This is a genomic window from Paracoccus sp. DMF, from assembly GCF_004407025.1.
Lineage (GTDB): Bacteria > Pseudomonadota > Alphaproteobacteria > Rhodobacterales > Rhodobacteraceae > Paracoccus > Paracoccus aminovorans_B.
Genome location: NZ_SOKV02000202.1, coordinates 1 through 568 on the forward strand (window position 1 = coordinate 1; position 568 = coordinate 568).

1 protein-coding gene is annotated in these 568 nt (G+C 70.4%); it reads left to right on the forward strand.

The window, feature by feature from the left end:
- Positions 1 to 568, forward strand: a 568-nt coding sequence (locus E3D03_RS21220) for a phage tail protein (protein WP_263568577.1), incomplete at both ends; no start/stop codon positions are given.

The following is a 568-nucleotide window of genomic DNA, read 5'->3' on the forward strand; positions in this document are numbered from 1 at the left end:
GCATGTGCCGGAATGCGCCGCCTGGACCTGGGACGCGCGGCCCTATCCGTTCTTTCCGGCGCTGACCGACGTCTGGACGGACGGCGCGAACTGGCGGCTTGGGCATTGGCTGACCGGGCGTCTCGGCGCGGTGTCGCTGGCCGCACTGGTCCGGCACCTCTGCCTGCGCGCCGGGCTGCCCGAGTCCCGGGTCGACGTCTCCGGCCTCTGGGGTGCGGTCGAGGGTTACGCCATCACCGCGCTGGAAAGCCCGCGCGCCTCGATCACCACACTGTCGCGGCATTTCGGGTTCGACGCCCTTGAGACCGAGGGCGTGATCCGCTTTATCATGCGCGGCAGGGCGGCTGTGGCGAGCGTCGCACCGGACGATCTGGTCGCCGCGCGCGAGGGCGACGTCTTGGAACTGACGCGCGGCCAGGAGACGGAGTTGCCGCAGGCCTTGAAGTGGCAGGTTGCCCGGGCCGACGAGGATTACGAGGCGGCTCAAGTCGAGGCGCGGCGCATCACGGTCGATACCACGCGGATCGCCTCCGAATCCTTCCCGATGGCGGTGCCGCCCGAGGAAGCC